The following is a 16,745-nucleotide window of genomic DNA, read 5'->3' as shown; positions in this document are numbered from 1 at the left end:
ACACCTAGCGTCAGCCGGATGTCCAATGCCTTCGTCCTGTTCAGGGAGTTCCTCCGAGCCCCGACGGCGGTAGCGACCGTCACCGCCAGCTCCGAAGCACTCGTCGCGGAGATGCTGTGCCGGTTCCCGACGACAACCGAACCGGTGGTCGTCGAGCTGGGTGCGGGCAGCGGACGGCTGACGGACGCCGTCCAGCGGCGTCTCCGCGGCCGGGGGCGGCACGTGGCGATCGAGCTGAACCCGCTGCTCGCCGAGCGCCTGGCGGAACGCCACCGCGGGGTGGATGTGGTCTGCGCGGACGCGGGAACGCTGCACGAGGTGCTCGATGCCCGTGGCATCGGGCCCGTCGACGCCGTCGTGAGCCTGCTGCCGTGGGCGGCCTACCGCAGCGCACCGATCCCGCGGCTCGTCGCCGACGTGCTCGCGCCGGACGGAACGTTCACGCAGGTGGCGCTGAGCATGTTCCGATGGCTCCCGGAGGCCCGCCGGCACCACGCCGACGTGCTCGGCGCATTCGACGACGTCCAGATGGGTCCCGTGGTGTGGGGCAACCTCCCGCCGGCGCGGGTCCGCTTCGCCTGCACACCGAAGACGTAAAAGGACGAGGCGAGGGCGGGCGCTAGATTCGGCAGTCGGGCAAGGCCGTGCGCAAGTCGGGGCGAACCCGTGCGCGAGTCGGGGTGGACAGGTGAGTCGACACTTTCAGCACGGTGAGTCGCCACTTCTGGAACGGTGAGTCGACACCTCCGGCACGGTGAGTCCCCCGTCTCAGCGCGCGAGTCCCCCGTCTCGGCGGGCGAGTCCCACGTTCCAGCGGGCGAGTCCCACGTTTCGGCGGGCGAGTCCCACGTTTCGGCGGGCGAGTCCCACGTTTCGGCGGGTGAGTCTCGCGTTTCGGCGGGCGGGTCGCGCGTTTTGGGTGGGTGGGGTGGGTTCTCGACGTGGTTCCGTTGGGTGGGTTCGTGGCGGATGGTCTCGCGGTGGTGGTTCTGTTGGGCTTGGTGGTCGCGTTTCTTAAGGGCGCCCTCGCCGGGCGGGCAAGTCTCCGGGATGGTCGGGGTCGTGCCATCCCGTCGACCTCCTTGGGGATACCACACGGCCGCCCGTGGGCGGAGCTTCGTCCGTTGTCTTCCGTTGGGTTGAGGGCCGCCCACGGGCGGCCGTGTGGTGGGGATTATCCAGGTCGACGGGATGGCACTCTCAGCCCCACCTGTAGGTGGCGGGCACGCCTTCGGCGCGACCTCGCAGAGCCCGTTGTGTCCTCGCAGAGGTTGTGCGGTCTGCGACGTCGCACCCGGGTCTGCGCGGTTGGAAACGGCATTACAGGTGCGGCACCCTCGTCCAGACTTGGGGGTGTACATAAGTACACTCTTCGCACCTCAGCCTCCTATTCACTGGCCGACGATCTTCACCTCGCCTAGAATTGAGTCATGTCCCCGGGTCTCGACACCACACTCGACGGTATCGCCGAGTTACAAGTCGAGGCCGCCACCGGAACGTTCCCCGATCGCCTTCTTGCGTCCCGAGATATGGAACGAGTGGTCCGGGAGATCGACCGGGCGCGGGTTCAGTTCGTCGCCGATTTCTTGCGGGAGGGTGGGTTCGGGTCGCTCGGCTACCGGGCGCCGATCGGTGCTCTCGCGGACTCCTGGAACATCGACTGGGGCACAGCCCGCCAGTACGTGAACGCCGCGCAGAACCTGTGCCCACAGGTGAGCTTGACCGGCACCGTCCTGGAACCCCGGATGCCGATCTGCGCTGCGGCGTTCGCGGCCGCGACGATCGGATTGGCCCACGTCGAGGTGATCCGGAAGGTGCTGGAGTCCGGTGAGGCGTCCCGGCTCAGCGCCGCCATGTGTGATGAGGTCGAGCGGCGGGTCGTGGAGTACGCCCCGCTCAACCGGCCGTCGGAAGTTCTCACGTTCGGGATGGACGTCGTGCGCGGCCTGGACCAGGACGGACCCGAACCCGACGACGGACCCGAGTCCGAGGTCAACGAGCTCACCATCACCCCACACCCCGACCGGCCCGGCGGGACGATCAAGGGCCGGTTCGACAATCCGGTCCTGTTCGCCACCATCGCCACCCTGATCGACGCGAAGTCGAAACCGGCGGGATCGGATGATCAGCGCAGCTGCAAACAGCGCCAGGCCGAGGCGTTGGCCGACGTCTGCGGGTACGTCCTCGACCACGGCGACGTCCCACAGTCCGGTGGGCACCGGCCACATCTCAACGTGCACATCCCGCTCGAAGAGCTGGAAACCCGAGTTCGCACCGCAATGCTGGACTTCGGCGGCCACATCACCACCAAAGACCTGCGGCAGCTCGCCTGCAACGCCGCCGTCATTCCGATCGTCATGAACAGCGACAGCCAGCCCCTCGACATCGGCCGCCTCTCCCGCGTGATTCCCGACGGAATGCGACGAGCCGTCGCAGCCCGTGACCGCGGATGCGCACGATGTGGCCGCCCGGCGAGTTGGTGCGACATCCACCATGTCGTCGAATGGCAGAATGGTGGATCAACTGAAATCAACAACCTCGTCATGCTATGCCGGATGCATCACCGGGAAATACATGCCACCGAATGGATCGCCCGGATGGTCGACGGAATACTAGAATTCGTCCCGCCCAGATATGTCGACCCGGACCAAGTCCCCAGGCGAAGACCGTTTACGGGTTCAGGTGTCCACGCAGGCCGTCGGGAGGCGAGCTCCCACCCGCCAGGCTGCGAACCGACCGGGTTCGGCGATATCGTCTGACGGTGCCAATGATCATCCCCAGGTGCCCGTGCCAGATCACCTGACCGGACGGAAGGTGCGGTTGCGGGAAGTCGGTACCCGTGATCGTCGTGCCTTGAAGAGCTTCGACCGTGACGCCGCCCGCAGCGGCCCTTCGCAGGTCGGCGACTACCGGCACTGGGGCGCGCACCGCTCCGGTACAGCCGACCCGGCCCACTTCGGGATCGAGACGTTGCTCGCCGAGCGGCTGGTCGGGTCGATCTGCGCCACCGGCGTCGATCCGGTGACCGGGCGTTTCAGCTACGGCATCGGCGTCGCCTCCCAGCACCAACGCTGCGGCTACGCCAGCGACGCGATCACCACGCTGCTGCGGCACATGTTCTGGCACCGCGGCTTCCGCACGTGCGAGGTCAGCATCTACAGCGGGAACCTTGCGTCGCTCTCGCTGCACGGCGTGCTCGGCTTCCGCGAGGAGCATCGGCTGCCCGACACCGAGATGGTGCGCGGCAAGGTGCGCTACCTCGTGCAAATGGGTATCACCGCGGAGGAGTTCGCGGGACGGCACCCGCGTGCCCCCGTGATCCGCGCGCATCGGGGCCGGCACTGGCGGGCCCGCCGCGGCCAGCACTGGGGGGAGCTCGCCGGCAGGACGTCGGGATAGCCGATCCGGGCGCAGAGCAGCTGGAGGTCAGGCGTGTTCGAGGGGTTCGACGAGTTCGACGTCGAGGCGGGCAGCACGACGGTCCACGGCCGCCGGGGCGGGTCCGGGCCGCCACTGCTGCTGTTGCACGGCATCCCCGAGACGCACCTGATGTGGCATCGGATCGCGCCGGCGCTCGCGGAGCGGTTCACCGTCGTCGCCACCGACCTGCGTGGCTACGGCGGCAGCGGCACCCCACCGAGCGACGCCGAGCACCGGCCGTACGCGATGCGCGCGCTGGCGGCCGACCAGGTCGAGGTGATGGCAAGGCTCGGACACCACCGGTTCGCAGTGGCCGGGCACGACCGCGGCGCCCGCTGCGCGTACCGGCTCGCGCTCGACCACCCCGACGCCGTGACGGCGCTCGCGGTGCTCGACGTCGTACCGACCGCGGAGGCGTTCGCCCGCGCCGACCAGCGCTTCAGTCTCGGCTACTGGGTCTGGTCGTTCCTCGCCGCGCCAGCACCGGTGCCCGAGCGGCTCGTCGCGGGTGCACCGGAGATCTTCGTCGACCACATGCTCGACACGTGGGCGCAGCGCCCGGAGGTGTTCACGCCGGAGGCCCGGGCCGCGTACGTCGAGCAGTTCCGCGACCCGCAGCGCGTGCACGCCATCTGCGAGCAGTACCGCGCCGCCGCCACCCTCGACGTCGAGCACGACGAGCACGACCGCGGCCGGCACCGGTTGCGTTGCCCCGTGCTCGCGCTGTGGGCGGCCGGCGCGGCGGTCGACACCTGGTACGACCCGTTGGCGGTGTGGCGGGAGTGGGCCGACGACGTGCGCGGTGGTCCCGTCGACGCGGGACACTTCCTCCCCGAGGAGGCACCGGACGAGGTAGCGGCGGCCCTCGTCGCCTTCTGCGCCGACCCTTCGAGTTACCGAAGATAGATCCGACTGTTCGAAGACGGCTACGATTCCGGCGATGCCCGACCCCGACCGGCCGCCCTCGCCCGCCGTCGACCGCGCGCTGACGATCCTGGAGACGCTCGTCGCGGCCGACGCGCCCATGACGCTGACCGCGCTCGCGCAGGAAGCGGGGGTCCCGCTCGCCACCTGCGCCGCGATCGCGCAGACGCTGGAGATGCGCGGGTACGCGAGCCGCACCGTCGTCGGTCGGAGCCACTTCTGGCGCCCGACACTGAAGCTCAGCGGGCTCGCCGCGCAGCTCGACCGCAAGGTCGACCTCTCCTCGATGACGCAGCCGTACCTGCGCGACCTCGTCGAGACGACGGGGATGGCCGCGCACGTCGGTGTGCTCGAAGGCGCGCTGGTGATCTACGTGGCGAAGGTCGGCGCGCCGGGGATCGTCCAGTTCAACACCTACCCCGGCAAGACGGCGCCGTTCAACCTCACCGCGCTCGGCAGGGCCATCGCCGCGCACGTGCCGGAGGCGGAGCTGGCGACGCTGCTGCGCCGGATGGTCCCCGGCTCGGGTCCGAACGCCGGACCCGCCACCGTCGCGCGCATGCGCACGTTGCTGGCGGAGGTCCGCGACCTCGGCTACTCCGTCGAGGACGAGGAGGAGGACGCCGGCATCGGCTGCATCGCCGCCCCGTTCTTCGACGCGCAAGGTGCGGTGGCCGGCTCGATCGGCGTCACGGGCTGGGTGGAACGGGTCCGCGGCGACAGCCGCGCCGCGGTCGCCGCGGCCGTCACGGCGCAGGCCCGGCGGCTCACGGAGCTGGCGGCCGGCAGCGGCGGTTAGCGGCTCAGACCCAGCGCCCCGAGCGCGTCGGCGTGGATGATCCCCTCGATCGCGTCCTCGGAGATCCGCGGCATGCCGGTGCCAGCGACGACGTCGTTGACGCGTCGCAGCCCGGCGATGGCCTCCGCGGTGGTGGCGATCGGGAAGTCGGAGCCGAGCAGCAGCTTCCCGGTCGCGCCCCACTCCGACGCGTAGAGCAGCGACTCGTAGCAGACCCACGGCCGCAGGTAGATCGAGGAGACGTCGGCGTAGACGTGGGGGTGCTTGCGGATCGTCATCACCGTCTCGCGGCCCCAGGGGTGGCCCATGTGCGCCATCACGATGCGCAGCTCGGGGAACCGGATCGCGACCTCGTCGGTGACCAGCGGGTGTGTGTAGCGCAGCGGCGCGAACCGGATCGGCGAGGCGCCCTGGTGGAACAGGATCGGCAGCCCGACCCGTTCCGCGTGGGCGTAGACGGCGAGCGCCTCGTCGCACAGCGGCTCGAAGTCCTGGTAGTTCGGCCCCAACTTGATCCCGACGAGGCCCGCGGCGCGCCAGCGTTCGATCTCGTCGATCGCACCGGGCCGCATCGGGTGGACCGACATGAACCCGATCCGCTTCTCCGGGGCGTCGGCGCAGAACGCCGCGGTCGCCGAGTTCGTGTCCTCCGGCCGGTAGTCCAGCCCCGTCGACCCGAGGGGGTCGTCGACGGCGATGTTGAAGACGATGGAGACGTCGGCCGCGGCCATCGCCGTGTTGTAGTCGGCCCACGAGTTGGTGGTGACGACGGGCCGGTCGGTGCGCCAGTTGTCGTAGGTGCGCACCTGGTCGGCCGGCACGGCATCGCAATGGGTCGGCGTGTGCGCGTGCACGTCCACGATCATGAGGGGAGCTCCTAGCCGGTCAGCGGAATCGTTCAGCAGAATCGTTCAGCGATCTCGCGGCGCGGCACGACACCCAGGCCGGGCCGATCGTGCATGCGGGCGCGCCTGCCGTCGCTGTCGAGGCGCTCGGCCAGCACGTCCTCCGCGTAGTAGTGCGCGCCGATGACGTCGGAGGGCAGATCCGTCGCCAGGTGCGGGATCGCGCAGGCGACGTGCAGCTGCGCGGCCGCCCCGATGCCCAGCTCGCCGTTGGAGCCGATGAGCGAGCGGATGCCGAACGCGTGCGCGGTCGCCGCCAGCTCGACGGCCCGTCCCGGCCCGCCCGCCTTGCCGACGTACACGCTGACGACGTCGGCGGCGTCGGCGCGCACCACCCTGGCCAGGTCGGCCAGGTCGAACACCGACTCGTCGGCCACCACCTGCACGCCGAGCGCCCTGGTCATCCGCAGGCCGTCGACGTCCGATGCCGCGCACGGCTGCTCGACGAACGCCACGTCGTAGGGCGCCAGCAGGGTCACCGCCCGCGCCGCCTCGGCCCGCGACCAGCCGCCGTTCGCGTCCACCCCGACGAACGCCTCCGGTCCGACCAGCTCCCGCACCGCCGCCACCCGCGCGACGTCGCCCGCGACCCCGAGCCCGACCTTGACCTTGAACGCGCGGAAACCGGCCCGGACGGCGGCCGCGTGGGTGCGCCGCAGCACGTCGCCGTCGCCGGAGAGCGAGAGCTTGATCGGCACCTCGGTGCGGTACGGCCCACCGAGCACCGTGGCCAGCGGCAGCCCGAGCCACCGCGCCCAGCCGTCCCACAGCGCGATCGAGACGCCGGAGCGGGTGAACGGGTTCGCGGCGAGCGCGCGATCCATCCGTGCATCCAGCGCGCCGACCGGCACCAGCTGCTGCCCGACGAGCGCGGGCGCGAGCACGGTCCGGATCAGGTGCTGCGCGGTGGTGCCGTCCTCACCGCTCCACAGCGGGGTCGCGCTGACCTCGCCGTACCCGACCTCCGTCCGTCCCTCACCGCTGACCGTGACCCTGACCAGCAGGAAGTCCGAACGCTCGTGGCCGCCCTTCGCTCCGTGCACCACCAGCTCGGGGTGCGCGGCGAGGCTCACCGGCGCCGTCTCGACGGCGGTGACGACGGGTCCGTTCATCCCGCCGCCAGCACGACGAGCCGCGCGGCGAGCGCCGCGACGCAGGCGTCGAACCACTCACCGCCGTCGACGGCCGCGGCCGGGTTGTCGCTGAACCCGTCGGTGCGGGTCCAGGCGTCCTGCTCCTGCACCGTCACACCCCGCACGCCCAGCACGTCCGGCGGGGTCCGTTCCGGCAGGTCACCGACGAGGTGCGGGCGCAGCCGCACGACCAGCCCGCTCTCGAACGCGCCCGCGTGCCCCGGCACCGGCGGGTCGTCCGCCGCGGCCGGGCGGTCGGCGCGCAGCAGCTCCCAGTAGTCCGCGTAGGCGATCCGCATGCCGTACGCGGTCGCGGCTCGTTGTGCCGCGCTGTGGCACGCGCCGCGGTTCCCGCCGTGCCCGTTGACCAGCAGCAACCGGCTGGCACCATCGACGTGGACGGACCGCGCGAGGTCGAACAGCACCTCGGTCATCGTCTCGACGCGCAAGGAGAGCGTGCCGCCGAACGGCAGGTGGTGATCCGACGCCCCGAAGGGCAGGGGCGGCGCGAGCACGAGGTCGAGCGTCGTATCCGCGGTTCGTGCCGCGGCCCGCACGACCTCGCTCACGATGATCGCGTCGGTGCCGGTCGGCAGGTGCGGTCCGTGCTGCTCGGTCGCCCCGACGGGCAGCACCACCAGCGCGTTCGGCAGCACGGCACGCAGCTGTTCGCGGGTGAGCTCTTCCCAGAAGTAGAGGGCCATCAGCGGCTCATCCCTTCAGTGCTCCGGCCGTCAGCCCCTCGGTGATCCGCTTCTGCAGGAACGCGAAGACCAGCAGCACCGGCGCGACGGCGATCAACATCGCTGCGAACAGCGTGACCCAGTTGCTCCCGTATGTCGCGGCCTGGCTCAGCTGCCAGATACCGACCGGGAGCGTCATCCGGTCCTCCGAGTGGATCAGCACCAACGCGTAGAAGAACTCGTTCCAGTTGTTCAAGAAGCTGATGATCGTGATCGCCGCAACGCCCGGACCGAGCAGCGGCATGATCACCCTGAAGAACGTCGCGCTCGGCCCGGCACCGTCGACGGCGGCCGCCTCCTCCAGCTCGACGGGCAGCGTCCGCATGAAGCCGACCATCACGAAGATGTTGAACGGCAGGTTGTAGGTCGCGTAGACGAGCACCAGCCCTAGCCGACTGTCGAGCAGCCCCAGGTCGCGCAGCGTCAGGTACAGCGGGATGAACGTGACCATCCAGGGCACCATCAGTCCCATCAGGAACCCGCTCAGCACGAGCGAGCTGCCGCGGAAGCGGATGCGGGCCAGCGGGTAGGCGGCGAGCACGGAGAAGAAGACGCCCAGCACGGTCGCCGACACCGCGACCAGCACGCTGTTGCCGAAGAAGGCGCCGACCCCGCCCGCCTCCCACGCCTGGGCGTAGTTCCCGAACTGCCACGAGGTCGTCGTCGAGAACGGTGGGCTGCCGATGAACTCGACGTCGGTCTTGAGCGAGCTGTTGACGATCCACGCGAACGCACCGACCGCCGCGAGCGCGAACGCGCCCATCAGCACGTAGAAGTACAGGTGGAAGGGCCGGAACCGCGCCCTACCGGCGCCGGCGTCAGTACTCAAGGTCGTCCCGTTTCAGCAGCTTGTTCAGCCCGAGCGCCGCGGCGAGCAGCAGCACGACGATCACGACGCCCATCGCGGCGGCGTAGCCGAACTCGGCGTTCTCGAACGCCACCCTGAACATCAATGTCGCCGGGATCTCGGTGGAGCCGAACGGGCCGCCGCCGGTCATGATGAAGACGAACGCGAACGCCTGCAGGCTCTGCACGATCCACAGGATCGTCAGCGTCCGGAACAGGTCGCGCATCATCGGCAGCATCACGCGCGCGAAGAGCGTCCACTCCCCCGCGCCGTCGAGCCGGCCGGCTTCGAGCACGTCGGCGGGTAGCCGCGCGAACCCCGAGGTGGTCAGCACGATCCAGATCCCGATGCCGTGCCACACCGCCGTGAACGCCACCGCGAGCAGCGCCGTCCGCGGGTCGCCGAGCAGCACCGGCACCAGGTCGCCGAGCCCGATCGCCGCGAACGCCGGGTTCACCAGCCCCAGCGTCGGGTGCAGGATGAACTTCCACATCAGCGCCACGACCGCCACGGAGAGCACCACCGGCGCGAAGATCAGGAACCGGAACACCCGCTCGCCGTGCAGCCGCTGGTGGAACGCCCACGCGATGGCCACGGCCGGCGGGAACAGCATGCAGCCGCCGGCGAGCGCGAGCACCACGGCGTGGCCGAGCGACGCCAGGAACTGGTCGTCGCCGATCAGCTCCGCGTACTGCGACAGCCCGACGAAACGCTGCCGCCCGGTTCGCGTGAACTCGCTGAACGACAGCTGCACCGTCCGCGCCAGCGGGTAGAGGAAGAAGACCGCGAGCAGCAGCGACGCAGGCAGGAGGAACGGGACGACGATCCGTCGCTGCGCCCGTCGGAACATCGCTGCGCCCCTCCCTAGTTCTTGTGCAGCTCACGCAGCTGCTGATCGATGCGGTCGAGCGTGGTGCCGGCGTCCTGCTCGCCGAACATCAGCCTCGCCACCTCGGCGTAGACGAACTCGTACGCCTTGGTACCGGTCATGGCGAACTCGCGCGGCACGAGCGCCGACGCGCCCGCCACCACCTCGTCGATGCCGGTGACACCCTTCGGGCTCGGCACGCCGACCACACCGGAGAGCTCGCCGAACTGCTCGGCCCGCTCGGCCTGCACCTTCGTGCCGGTGAGCCGGCTGACCCACTCCAGCGCGAGCGGGACGTTCGCGCTCTTCGCGTTGATCGACACCATCTGCGGCGCGGCAGCGATCGCCTGCTGGTCGCCCTTGCCGCCGGCGACCGTCGGGAACGGCAGCACACCGAGCCGGAAGTCGGGCGGGATGACGTCCTTCATCTCGCTGGCCAGCCAGCTGCCCATGAGGATCATCCCGGCCTTGCCCTGGAAGAACAGCGCCTGCGCCGGGGTGAAGTCGGTGCCCTGGAAGCCCTTGATGAACGCCCCGCCGTCGCGCAGCTGCTGCACCTTCTCCAGCCCGGCCAGGAACCCGGGGTCGTCGGTGATGTGCCCCTTGCCGTTGACCAGCACGTCGTTGGCCTTCTGCCAGCCGACCTCACGCAGCCACAGGTTGTCCGACCACATGCCCATGTACGGCTGGAAGAGCCCGGTGACGGCGATCGGGTCGACCTGCTTCGCCTTCAACGCGGCGGTCGTCGCCATCAGCTCGTCCCACGTGCGAGGCGGGGTGATGCCGAGCTGCTCGAACATGCCCGCGTTGTAGAAGAGCACCTGCGTCGACATCTCGCTCGGCACGCCATAGACGCCGCCGTCACCCGGGTTGGTGAGGAACCCGTTCGCCGCGGCCGTGAACGAGCTGCTCCACGGCTTGCCCGTCGCGGGGTCGGGTGCGTCGAGGTACGGCTTCAGGTTCAGCAGGAACCCGTCGTCGGCCCAGACCTGCTGCGCGGGCACGGTGCCGTCGAACATCCCGTAGTCGACGTCCGGGCCGTCGCCGGAGCGCCACCGCTGCTCCAGGGCCGGACGGGCCTCGGTGTTGGCGAACGTCAGCGTGATCTGCGTGCCGGGATGCTCGGCCTCGATGCTCTCGGCGAGCTTCTCCAGGTACGCGCGGCCGGGGGTGCCTTCCGCGGGGAGCACGCCGACCTCGATCGAGCCGGTGATCGACTCCCGCCAGGCCGCGGGGTCCGGACCGGCTGCGGCCGGTCCGCCCGCACCTCCTCCGGAGCACGCCGCAAGCAGCGCGCCGGCGGCCACGAGTGCAAGCGCGCCGAATCGTCGATGACTCATTGCGGGCCTCCATCCACATCGGGTGTCACGTCGGGCAGCAGGTCGGCGAACTCGACGAGGAAGCGGTCGACGGCGGCCAGCTCCTGCTCGTCCAGCTCGCGGCGGGGGGCTCTGCAGTGGTCGCTCTCGATCAACCCGCGGCGCTTCGAGATCAGCTTCTCGGCCGCGATGATCAGCTCGGTGTCGAGCATCCAGTAGGACGTGTAGGGCAGCAGCCGCGCGTGCAGACGGTCGCCCGCCGCGTGCTGCCCGGTCTCGTAGAGCCGCCAGATCTCCTGGTAGATCTCGGTGAACGAGCAGCCGGGCTGGGTGCCGACGGCACCGCGACGGATCGCGTCGGGCAGCTGCACGCCCGCGTAGCCCTCGACGGCGAGCATCGGCGGGTCGAGCCGAGCCAGCTCGCTGATGAACGGGCCCGGCGGGCTCGACTCAACCTTCACCAGCACGAGGTTCGGGTGGTCGCGCCCGATCGCGGCGAGCCGTCCGGCATCGAGGCTCGCGCCCGTCTCGTTCGGCGCGTACTGCAGCACGACCGGGGTGTCGGCAACGGCCGCGAGCACCGCCCTGATGTGCACGTCGATCGCTGCGGCTGGGCGGTTGAGCAGGTAGGGCGGCAGGAGGTTGATCGCCTTGGCGCCCGCGGCGACCGACCAGCGGGCGCGCTCGACGGCGAGCTTGGTGGCGTGGTCCTGCACCGCGGCGATGACAACGGCGTCGGGAAACGCCTTCGCCTCCTCGATCAACGCCTCGGTCAGGGTGGTGCGCTCGTGCTCGGCGAGCTTGTAGAACTCGCCCGCGAACCCGGGGAACATCACGCTCGACACGCCGCAGCGCAGGACGTGCCGCACGACCCTGCGGAAGCCGGGCAGGTCGATCTCACCGTCGGCGGTGAAGGGGACCTCCAGCACCGGCGAGACCCCCCGGATCGCGCCGGCGGCGCCGAGGCCGGAGAGGGTTGCGGTCCTCATGCTCGTGCTCATGCTGGCGGCTCCTTCTCGAGCCCGAGCAGGCCCGCCATCGTCGTCCCGAGCACGGCCGCGCGCTCGTGCGCGGGGAGCAGCCAGTCGCGCATCCGCCGCATCTCCCCCACCGCGGTGGCGTAGGGCTGGTCGCTGGAGAACACGAGCCGGGACGTGCCGATCTCCGGGTCGCGGGCGAACTCGCCGAGCACGGTGTCCCACGGCGCGTACGAGGTGTCGCCGTAGAGGTTCGGCGCGTGCCGCAGCGCCGGCGCGGCGTCGATCCAGAAGTCGGTGGCGCCGCTGCGGCCCATGACGAACGCGACCTCGGGGAACCGGCGGGCGAGGGCCGCGGTCGGCAGCGGGAGGTGCCCCGGCGGCGTGCCGGTGCGGACGTAGACCGGCCACCGGTGCTCGGCGGCGAACCGGACGAGCGGATCGACCAGCCCGTCGAGCAGGTCGAACCCCTGCAGCGCGGAGTCGACGGCCAGCGCGCGGGCGCCCTGCTCGTGCGCCCACGCCAGCTCGTCGAGGGCGGCGGCACCCCGCCACGGGTTGGCCACCGCGTACGCGACCAGCCGGCCGCCGGTCGCCCGCGCGGCTTGCGTGGTCGCGGCGTTGCCGGCGCGGTTGTCGTAGGCGATCTGGGCCTCGCTCGGCGCGACGACGGCGCGGTCGACGCCGGTGCGGTCCATCGCGGCGAGCAGGGCCTCGACGCTCAGCGCGGCCTCGCGGTGCTGCCCGATCCTGACGTGCGCGTCGACGACCAGCGTGTTCATGCGGCACCGTCCAGCAGCCGCGCCGGATTGTCGACGAGCATCGCGCGCTTCTGCGCCTCGGTGATGCCCCACTCGTCGATCTCCAGCACTCGCGCCACGGCGTAGTCCTGGCTGGCCTTGTCCGACAGCCCGGCGTCGGTCCCGAACAGCACCTTGTGCGCCGGCGCCCGGTCGAGGATCCGCGCCGCGGCGTACGGCGGGGTGCCGCAGATGCAGAGGTAGAGGTTCTCGGTCTCTTGCGTGAAGTGCAGCGATTCCCGCCAGAGGTCGTGCAGGCCGGCGTGCCCGAGCACAACGGGCACCCGCGGGTGGCGCCGCGCCAGCGCCGCGATCTGGCCGGCCGTCGAGTAGGGCGGGGTGCCGTCGTGGCAAAGCAGGATGCCGCCGTGCGCGGCGACGATCTCCATGATCGGATCGAGCACCTGCTCGTGCATGCTGAACCCCTGCAGCCAGGGGTGCAGCTTGAGCCCGCGCAGCCCGAGCTCGGCGAACGACCGCTCGATCTCCGCGAGCGCCTCCGGCCGGCGCGGGCTGTAGGTGCCGAACCCGACGAGCCGGCCGGGGTGCTTGCCCACGAACCCCGCCACCGCGTCGTTCGCCTCGGGTGTCGAGTGGAACAGGCCGTCGTGGCTCAGCACGACTGCCCGGCTGATGCCGACGGCGTCCATGAACCGGACGAAGTCGTCGGCGTCGAACCCGGCACCGCCGAGCCAGCTCGCGCTGGTCCACAGCGGCGTGTGGGTATGGAAATCAATCATGCCGCCCCCGCTCGTTCGACCAGCTCGCTGACGGCGAGCGCACGCAGCCCGTCGTCGAGGTCCGGCTCCGCGGCCGCGCCGCCGCCCCGACCGCCGCCCCGACCGCCGCCCCGACCGCCGCCCAGCGCGACGAACCGGGCGAGCTGCCGGTCGAAGCAGCGGGTCGCGCGGTCGGGCACCGGGTCGATGACCATCCGGTCGTCGCCGGTGGTGACGGTGAGCGCGAACGTCCGCCCGTCCAGCACCGCGAGCCCGCGGTCGCCGAGCACGCTCAGCTCGGTGCGCGGCAGCACGTCGGTCAGCCAGCCGAACTCCACCAGAGCCTCGGCCGGGCCGTACCGCAGCCTGGCCCCGACGAGGTTGGGCGCCGCGAGACCGTCGCGGGTGCGCAACGACCACGCGTCGCGCAGTTCGGGTTCGGCGCCGAGCAGGTACCGCAGCCAGTCGAAGACGTGCGCGCCCTCGTGAACGACGGGGCTGCCGTGGCGGAGCGTGCGCTCGATCAGCTCGGTGTGCGCCGCGTCCGACGTGCGTTGCTCGTCGTAGACGTGCGCCCGCACGAGCAGCCGGTCGCCCAGCTCGCCCGCCGCGATCACGTCGCGCAGCGCGACCATCGCCGGGTCGTGCCGGTAGGTGAGCCCGACCTGGATGCGGGCCCGCTCGGTCGGGGTGAGCACGTCGTACGCAGCGCCGGCCGCGACCGACGTCGCCACCGGCTTCTCGGCCAGCACGAACCGCCCGCGCCGCGCCGCGGCGACCGCCAGCCCCGGCGTCACCCACGGCGGAGTGGCCAGCACGACCCCGTCGACGTCGGGCCGGTCGAGCACCGCGGCCAGGTCGGGGTGGACGTCCACACCGGGTGGGAGGTCGGCGCGGGCGAGCTGGGCGGGATCCGGCTCGACGACGGCCCGCAGCGTCACGTCGGGGTTGCGCAGGATCGCGGGCAGGTGTGCGGCACGCCCGATCTCGCCCAGCCCGACCAGTGCAATGCCCTTCATTTCGGCCCACTATCTACGAGATTTCGTACATAGATCTGATAAGCCGAAAGATTAGCAGCGGGCGGCCGGGCGGGACAAGGCGTCAGGCGGACTGCTGCAGGTTGACGCCGAGCCGTTCGCGCAGCTCACGCTCACCCAGATCGGTGACGGCCAGCGCGCGGCGGCGGGCGGTCGGCGCCACCCAGCCCTGCCGCAGCAGTGCCTCGAGCACAGCGGCACCCAGCCGTCCGGCCAGGTGGTGGCGCTGCTCGGTCCAGTCGGTGCAGAAGCGCAGCAGCGGGCGGCGGGAGCCGGCGTCCGCCACCTCGTCGACGTCGACGCCGAGCGCCGCGAGCACCGGGCCCGCCTGCGGCCCCAGCGCGTACGGGTGCTCGGGGACCGCGGCGGAGAGCGGATCGGCCGGGCGCCTATCGGTGCCGACGACCCCGTCCTCGCGGCACAGCGCGCCGCGCTCGACCAGCGCCGCCGTGACCGTCACGCCGAGGCCGCCTGCGAGGTGGTCGTAGCAGGTCCGGGCCTTGCGCAGGGCCGCGGCAGCGGTGTGCTGGCGCAAGGAGCGGATCGGTTCGGCCGGCGCGAGCGCGGAGAGCGCCTCGATCGCGTCGGCGACGGCCGGCCCGGCCAACCGGTGGTAGCGGTGCCGTCCCGCCGGCTCGACGGTGATCAGGCCGGCCGCACGGAGCTTGGCCAGGTGCGCGCTGGTGGCGGGCGCGGACACACCGGCCTCCGCCGCGAGCACCGACGCCGGCAGCGCACGGCCGTCGACGAGCGCGAGCAGGATCCTGGCCCGCGCCCGTTCGGCGAAGAGGGCCGCGATGGTGGCGATGTCGGCGGTTGCTCCGGGCATGGACCCAGTCTGCGCCCGCGACACTTCGGCCGCCGGTGAAGTGTTGCGCAACGATCGTGGAGCGCATGCGCCGATCCCTCACCCTCGCCACGCTGTGCGCCGGCATGTTCCTCGTCCTGCTGGACGTCACGGTCGTCAACGTCGCGCTGCCGGCGGTCGCGGCCGACCTGACCGCCGGTGCGGCGGCGCAGCAGTGGATCGTCGACGGGTACGCGGTCGCGCTGGCCGGCGCATTGCTCACCGCCGGGGCGCTCGGCGACCGGTTCGGGCACCGGCGGCTGGTGCTGCTCGGGTTCCTCGGCTTCGGGCTCGGCTCCGCCGGCTGCGGACTGGCGCCGGACGTCGGGTGGCTCGTCGCCGCGCGGGCCGTGCAGGGCGTCGGCGCCGCCGCGCTGTTGCCGACGACGTTGGCCCTGGTCACGGCCCTCTACCCGGAGCGGGCGGCGCGGGCCAGAGCGCTCGGGACGTGGGCGGCGATCACGTCGCTGGCGCTGCCCGCGGGGCCGATGCTCGGCGGACTGCTCGTGACGGTCGCGGGCTGGCGCTGGGTGTTCCTCCTCAACGTGCCCGTGGTCGCGCTCGCCGCGGTGGCCGTCCTGCTGCTGGTGCGGCGGTCGCCTGCTGGTGGGCAGGCGGTGGACCTGCCCGGTCTCGTCGGCTCGGCGGTGGCACTCGTCGGGCTCGTGTATGCGGTGATCGAGGTCGGACACCACGGCGTAGGGATCGAGGCGGTGGTGGCCGCGGCCGTCAGCGTGCTGGCCGGGGCGGGCCTGGTCCGGTGGGAACGCCGGGCGCGGGCGCCGCTGCTGCCACCCGAGCTGATCGGCAAGCGCCGGTTCGCCGCCGCGCTGGTCGTGGCGCTGCTGATGAACACGGCGATGAACGGCACGCTGTACGTCGTCACGCTGTACCTGCAGGTCGTCCAGGGCCGGACCCCGCTCGCAGCGGGAGTTGCACTGCTGCCGTTGTTCCTGCCGCTCGTGCTGCTCGGGCCCGTCGCCGGGCGGCTGACGGCCCGGTTCGGGCCACGACCGCCGATGATCTGCGCGGCTGCCGTCGGAGCGCCCTCGGCGGCCATGCTGGCTGCGGACGACAAGCTGCTCCTGGTGGCGCTGGCCGGGCTCGGCATCGCGGCGGGCCTGCTCACCGCGGCCGTCATGGCCGCCGCACTGCAGGCCGCCCCGGCCGGCCGAGCCGGCATCGCGTCGGGCCTGGTCACAGCCGCACGGCAAGCCGGGACCGCCATCGGGGTAGCGGTGTTCGGCGCGGTCGCGGGAGCCCCGACCGACACCGCCGGGTTCGTCACGGGACTACACACAGTGGCCTGGACGGGAACAGCCATCTGGCTGGCAACAGCCGTGGTAGCCGGACGCGTCGACAACGACGTTTTAGCTGATGTTAGCGCTCACAAACAGCCATGATGTC

Annotated in this window: 17 protein-coding genes; 6 read left to right on the top strand and 11 right to left on the bottom strand. The window is 71.6% G+C overall.

Annotated elements, in window-relative coordinates:
* The first annotated feature begins 18 nt into the window (after positions 1–18).
* The 5 genes from LL648_RS26875 to LL648_RS26855 all read left to right on the top strand — a co-directional run bounded on the left by LL648_RS26875 (position 19) and on the right by LL648_RS26855 (position 5,143).
* Complete coding sequence (locus LL648_RS26875) at positions 19–597, top strand: class I SAM-dependent methyltransferase (protein WP_232665519.1); 579 nt, start codon at positions 19–21, stop codon at positions 595–597.
* 833 nt (positions 598–1,430) lie between these two features.
* Positions 1,431–2,759 (top strand): HNH endonuclease signature motif containing protein, encoded by a 1,329-nt coding sequence (locus tag LL648_RS26870; RefSeq protein WP_308190407.1) that lies wholly within the window; start codon positions 1,431–1,433, stop codon positions 2,757–2,759.
* Between the two features lie 22 nt (positions 2,760–2,781).
* On the top strand, positions 2,782–3,399 hold the full coding sequence (locus LL648_RS26865) for a GNAT family N-acetyltransferase (RefSeq protein WP_374112112.1): 618 nt from the start codon (positions 2,782–2,784) through the stop codon (positions 3,397–3,399).
* Between the two features lie 33 nt (positions 3,400–3,432).
* On the top strand, positions 3,433–4,326 hold the full coding sequence (locus LL648_RS26860; protein WP_232665517.1) for an alpha/beta fold hydrolase: 894 nt from the start codon (positions 3,433–3,435) through the stop codon (positions 4,324–4,326).
* A 34-nt stretch (positions 4,327–4,360) separates the two neighbouring features.
* Positions 4,361–5,143 (top strand): IclR family transcriptional regulator, encoded by a 783-nt coding sequence (locus LL648_RS26855; protein WP_232665516.1) that lies wholly within the window; start codon positions 4,361–4,363, stop codon positions 5,141–5,143.
* Here LL648_RS26855 and LL648_RS26850 read toward each other — a convergent pair.
* The 11 genes from LL648_RS26850 to LL648_RS26800 all read right to left on the bottom strand — a co-directional run bounded on the left by LL648_RS26850 (position 5,140) and on the right by LL648_RS26800 (position 15,320).
* Positions 5,140–6,009 (bottom strand): amidohydrolase family protein, encoded by an 870-nt coding sequence (locus LL648_RS26850; RefSeq protein WP_232665515.1) that lies wholly within the window; start codon positions 6,007–6,009, stop codon positions 5,140–5,142. The genes LL648_RS26855 and LL648_RS26850 overlap by 4 nt on opposite strands.
* Before the next feature lie 32 nt (positions 6,010–6,041).
* A complete protein-coding gene (locus LL648_RS26845) occupies positions 6,042–7,160 on the bottom strand; it encodes a mandelate racemase/muconate lactonizing enzyme family protein (protein ID WP_232665514.1) in 1,119 nt (372 codons plus the stop codon).
* A complete protein-coding gene (locus LL648_RS26840) occupies positions 7,157–7,885 on the bottom strand; it encodes a creatininase family protein (protein ID WP_232665513.1) in 729 nt (242 codons plus the stop codon). Before LL648_RS26840 ends, LL648_RS26845 begins: the two co-directional genes overlap by 4 nt.
* Before the next feature lie 7 nt (positions 7,886–7,892).
* A complete protein-coding gene (locus tag LL648_RS26835; RefSeq protein ID WP_232665512.1) occupies positions 7,893–8,753 on the bottom strand; it encodes a carbohydrate ABC transporter permease in 861 nt (286 codons plus the stop codon).
* A complete protein-coding gene (locus LL648_RS26830; RefSeq protein WP_232665511.1) occupies positions 8,743–9,621 on the bottom strand; it encodes a carbohydrate ABC transporter permease in 879 nt (292 codons plus the stop codon). Before LL648_RS26830 ends, LL648_RS26835 begins: the two co-directional genes overlap by 11 nt.
* 14 nt (positions 9,622–9,635) lie before the next feature.
* Positions 9,636–10,979: an ABC transporter substrate-binding protein gene (locus LL648_RS26825; RefSeq protein ID WP_232665510.1), complete on the bottom strand. Its 1,344-nt coding sequence runs from the start codon at positions 10,977–10,979 to the stop codon at positions 9,636–9,638.
* Entirely contained in the window at positions 10,976–11,959 is a 984-nt protein-coding gene (locus LL648_RS26820) for a dihydrodipicolinate synthase family protein (RefSeq protein ID WP_232665509.1), read from the bottom strand. The genes LL648_RS26825 and LL648_RS26820 overlap by 4 nt, the downstream gene beginning before the upstream one ends.
* Positions 11,956–12,717, bottom strand: a complete 762-nt coding sequence (locus LL648_RS26815; RefSeq protein WP_232665508.1) for an amidohydrolase family protein — start codon at positions 12,715–12,717, stop codon at positions 11,956–11,958. The genes LL648_RS26820 and LL648_RS26815 overlap by 4 nt, the downstream gene beginning before the upstream one ends.
* Positions 12,714–13,475, bottom strand: coding sequence for an amidohydrolase family protein (locus LL648_RS26810; protein WP_232665507.1), 762 nt, complete (start codon positions 13,473–13,475; stop codon positions 12,714–12,716). The genes LL648_RS26815 and LL648_RS26810 overlap by 4 nt, the downstream gene beginning before the upstream one ends.
* Positions 13,472–14,473 (bottom strand): Gfo/Idh/MocA family protein, encoded by a 1,002-nt coding sequence (locus LL648_RS26805; RefSeq protein WP_232665506.1) that lies wholly within the window; start codon positions 14,471–14,473, stop codon positions 13,472–13,474. Before LL648_RS26805 ends, LL648_RS26810 begins: the two co-directional genes overlap by 4 nt.
* An 82-nt stretch (positions 14,474–14,555) precedes the next feature.
* Complete coding sequence (locus tag LL648_RS26800) at positions 14,556–15,320, bottom strand: ArsR/SmtB family transcription factor (protein ID WP_232665505.1); 765 nt, start codon at positions 15,318–15,320, stop codon at positions 14,556–14,558.
* A gap of 65 nt (positions 15,321–15,385) precedes the next feature.
* Here LL648_RS26800 and LL648_RS26795 point away from each other — a divergent pair, with 65 nt between their 5' ends.
* Positions 15,386–16,741, top strand: coding sequence for an MFS transporter (locus LL648_RS26795; protein WP_232665504.1), 1,356 nt, complete (start codon positions 15,386–15,388; stop codon positions 16,739–16,741).
* The last annotated feature ends 4 nt before the right edge of the window (positions 16,742–16,745 follow it).

Origin of the sequence: Pseudonocardia sp. TRM90224, assembly GCF_021245725.1 — a bacterium.
In the GTDB taxonomy this organism is placed as follows: domain Bacteria; phylum Actinomycetota; class Actinomycetes; order Mycobacteriales; family Pseudonocardiaceae; genus Pseudonocardia.
This window is presented reverse-complemented; position numbering and strand designations above follow the sequence as displayed.

What these genes read in the sequence shown, in the direction of transcription:
- LL648_RS26805 (WP_232665506.1), bottom strand. Translation starts at nt 14,473, where the DNA reads ATGAAGGGCATTGCACTGGTCGGGCTGGGCGAGATCGGGCGTGCCGCA.
- LL648_RS26830 (WP_232665511.1), bottom strand. Translation starts at nt 9,621, where the DNA reads ATGTTCCGACGGGCGCAGCGACGGATCGTCGTCCCGTTCCTCCTGCCT.
- LL648_RS26855 (WP_232665516.1), top strand. Translation starts at nt 4,361, where the DNA reads ATGCCCGACCCCGACCGGCCGCCCTCGCCCGCCGTCGACCGCGCGCTG.
- LL648_RS26870 (WP_308190407.1), top strand. Translation starts at nt 1,431, where the DNA reads ATGTCCCCGGGTCTCGACACCACACTCGACGGTATCGCCGAGTTACAA.
- LL648_RS26875 (WP_232665519.1), top strand. Translation starts at nt 19, where the DNA reads ATGTCCAATGCCTTCGTCCTGTTCAGGGAGTTCCTCCGAGCCCCGACG.
- LL648_RS26840 (WP_232665513.1), bottom strand. Translation starts at nt 7,885, where the DNA reads ATGGCCCTCTACTTCTGGGAAGAGCTCACCCGCGAACAGCTGCGTGCC.
- LL648_RS26795 (WP_232665504.1), top strand. Translation starts at nt 15,386, where the DNA reads ATGCGCCGATCCCTCACCCTCGCCACGCTGTGCGCCGGCATGTTCCTC.
- LL648_RS26810 (WP_232665507.1), bottom strand. Translation starts at nt 13,475, where the DNA reads ATGATTGATTTCCATACCCACACGCCGCTGTGGACCAGCGCGAGCTGG.
- LL648_RS26800 (WP_232665505.1), bottom strand. Translation starts at nt 15,320, where the DNA reads ATGCCCGGAGCAACCGCCGACATCGCCACCATCGCGGCCCTCTTCGCC.
- LL648_RS26850 (WP_232665515.1), bottom strand. Translation starts at nt 6,009, where the DNA reads ATGATCGTGGACGTGCACGCGCACACGCCGACCCATTGCGATGCCGTG.
- LL648_RS26815 (WP_232665508.1), bottom strand. Translation starts at nt 12,717, where the DNA reads ATGAACACGCTGGTCGTCGACGCGCACGTCAGGATCGGGCAGCACCGC.
- LL648_RS26825 (WP_232665510.1), bottom strand. Translation starts at nt 10,979, where the DNA reads ATGAGTCATCGACGATTCGGCGCGCTTGCACTCGTGGCCGCCGGCGCG.
- LL648_RS26820 (WP_232665509.1), bottom strand. Translation starts at nt 11,959, where the DNA reads ATGAGCACGAGCATGAGGACCGCAACCCTCTCCGGCCTCGGCGCCGCC.
- LL648_RS26845 (WP_232665514.1), bottom strand. Translation starts at nt 7,160, where the DNA reads ATGAACGGACCCGTCGTCACCGCCGTCGAGACGGCGCCGGTGAGCCTC.